At 73.6% G+C, this 2086-nt stretch carries 1 protein-coding gene; it reads left to right on the top strand.

All coding sequences use genetic code 11. From position 1 onward, the window contains the following. Positions 1 to 366 precede the first annotated feature (366 nt). Positions 367 to 1935 carry a hypothetical protein gene (locus ACFY2K_RS43440; protein WP_387718670.1) on the top strand — a complete coding sequence of 523 codons (1569 nt, stop codon included), beginning with the start codon at positions 367 to 369 and terminating at the stop codon, positions 1933 to 1935. Positions 1936 to 2086: the final 151 nt, after the last annotated feature.

The following is a 2086-nucleotide window of genomic DNA, read 5'->3' as shown; positions in this document are numbered from 1 at the left end:
GCGGGGGAGAGGGCGGCGATGCGCTCGCCCTGGACGGCCAGGCGGCCGCCGTCGACGACCCCGCCGGGCAGGACGAGCCGGGCGCCGGACAGGGCGAGATGATCGATGACGGTCACGCGCATCTCCCACACTGCTCACAACTGTTCATGGATCCCAAACTACAAGCAACTGTGAGCAGCGCATAGCCGCTTGCGGCGCCGACCGTGGCCTTCCCCGCTCCGGGGTTTCGGCCAAATGCGGGGCTGCTTCGCGACGGTGGCCCGGAATCGGCGCTCCCGGGCCACCGTCCGGAGGGAGGGTGCTGAGCCACAGGGCTGCGCCCGTGGGGGCGAGTGCCCGCACAGCAGACACAGGGGGTCTTCAACGATGGCTGCTCTGAGCTACGAACTCCTCACCGATCCGGCCCCGCTCCAGGTGCCGGAGGCGGGCGAGGAGCCCAACGGATCGGTCTACCTCGTCGTCTCCAACCCGACCCCGGACGAGGTGATCTGGTACTCCATCGAGCTGCGGGTGCCCTGCGGCCAGCGGGAGGGGGACCTGACCGCGCACCCGAAGTCGATCAACGCCCGGATCGCCCAGAACAACGCGACCCGGGCGGGGGAGGACCCGACGGCGGTCTGGGACGACGGCAACGGCGTGCTGACCGTCACTCCCCGCCCCAACTCGCTCTTCCGGGAAGCCGGTTCACTCGTCCTGGTGCTGGACGGCTTCACGGTCTCGGACAAGCCGGGGCTGGTCCTGCTCCAGGTGACGGAGCGGGCGGCGAACTGCTCCAGGGCGCAGCGCAACCCGGTGACCCTGGGCCTGGTGAAGCAACTGCCCAAGGTGCCGCGCAACTTCCGCCCGCAGGAGTCCCTGGTGGCGGGTGGCGCGGACGTCGTCCTGCGCTGGGACGGCCCGGCGAACCTGGAGTACCGGATCCAGGGCCCGGACGGCCTCTCGGTGCCCGTCCCGCAGCGGACCGGGGCGGGCTGGGAGTGGGCGCCGAAGGCGGGCGAGGAGCCGAAGCGGGACGCCACGTACACCCTGACGGCCACCCTCCCGGGGCGCGCGCAGCCGGGGTACTTCCTCACCACCACCGTGCACCTGCGCAGCCCCGAGTTCGAGGCGGTGACCGCGACGGCCGGGGTGCACACCCCGTGGGTCCGGGGCACGACGACGGCGCGCGGGCGGATCACCTTCACCGGGCAGGGCGCCCAGATCCGCGACGAGGCCGATGCGCTGGGCACCCTGGCGGCCGCCGGGGTGGAGGCCGTGACGGTGGAGGCACGGCAGGTGGACGCCGTGGAGCTGCGGGCCGCGGAGGCGGCGATCGGCACGGTCACCGCCGGGTCGGTCCGGGGCCACGACGACGACGCCGGGCGGATCGAGTTCCCGCCCGGCGGGATCAGGGTCGGCCACGGCAGCGGCGGCGACCTCGGGATCGTGACGGTGGAGACGGTCAGCGCGGCCGGGGTCAACACCGGCTGGGTGGGGGACCGTGCCGGGGCCAAGGGCTGGCTGGAGTTCCCGCAGTCCGGGGTGGAGGTCCGCAAGGACGGCGGCACGGACTGGGGGACCGTCACCGCCGGCGAGGCGGACCTCAACGACCTGGTCACCCGCCGTGCCCAGGTCAGGGAACGCCTCACCCTCCAGGGCGGGTTGACCGTCGACAAGGTGCTGGAGACCCAGGACGGCCCGCCGCGGTTGATCGTCCACGGCGGCCTGGAGGCCGAGGGCGACCTGAACGCCTGGCGCACGCTCACGGTCGCCGGGGACCTCAGCACCAAGGCGATGCTGCGGGTCCAGGGCGAGTCGCGCTTCCAGGGCAAGGTGAACGCCAACGGGCACCTGTCGGTCCGCAACGGACAGGAGTGGATCGTGCACACCAATGACGGGCAGGTCTCGGTCAAGGGCGACCTGCGGGTCCACGGGGCGTTCCGCGCTGACAGCTGACAGCTGACAGCTGACAGCTGACGGCGGCCTCGGGGGGGGCCGCCGGGCCCCCCCCCCCCGCGCCCCCCGGGGGGGCGGGGGCGGGGGGGGGGGGGGTTTGGGGGGGGGTGGGGGCGTTGGCGTGAACCCCCGCCGTGAGGCGGTTTGTCCG

The organism is Kitasatospora sp. NPDC001309 (assembly GCF_042896295.1).
Lineage (GTDB): Bacteria > Actinomycetota > Actinomycetes > Streptomycetales > Streptomycetaceae > Kitasatospora.
This window is presented reverse-complemented; position numbering and strand designations above follow the sequence as displayed.

Bases quoted from the DNA above. Each gene is read 5' to 3' on its own strand.
- ACFY2K_RS43440 (WP_387718670.1), top strand. From the start codon at position 367: ATGGCTGCTCTGAGCTACGAACTCCTCACCGATCCGGCCCCGCTCCAG.